The 321-nt window shown below is 49.5% G+C and carries 1 protein-coding gene; it reads left to right on the top strand.

Annotated elements, in window-relative coordinates; all coding sequences use genetic code 11:
- Window positions 1-196, top strand: a 196-nt coding sequence (locus K3G63_RS22645) for a hypothetical protein (RefSeq protein ID WP_220616424.1), incomplete at its 5' end; no start/stop codon positions are given.
- Between the last annotated feature and the right edge of the window lie 125 nt (window positions 197-321).

Below are 321 nucleotides of genomic sequence, written 5' to 3'. Positions count from 1 at the left end.
GAAGGCAGCAGCAGAAGTACGTGACCATATCTGGAGCTACATTTCAATTCCACACAGTCCGATTGAAGGTATCACCTCGTTCGTGCGCCGGGAAAAGCAGGTGCTATTTCAATTCCACACAGTCCGAGTGAAGGAGAATAAGCCCATTACCAGCGGCACAGGGCAGAACGATTTCAATTCCACACAGTCCGATTGAAGGCAGCAGCAGAAGTACGTGACCATATCTGGAGCTACATTTCAATTCCACACAGTCCGATTGAAGGTATCACCTCGTTCGTGCGCCGGGAAAAGCAGGTGCTATTTCAATTCCACACAGTCCGA

This window comes from Hymenobacter sp. HSC-4F20 (genome assembly GCF_019599275.1).
GTDB lineage: Bacteria > Bacteroidota > Bacteroidia > Cytophagales > Hymenobacteraceae > Hymenobacter.
The sequence above is the reverse complement of the archived record's forward strand: the minus strand, read 5'-3'. Positions and strand labels throughout refer to the sequence as shown.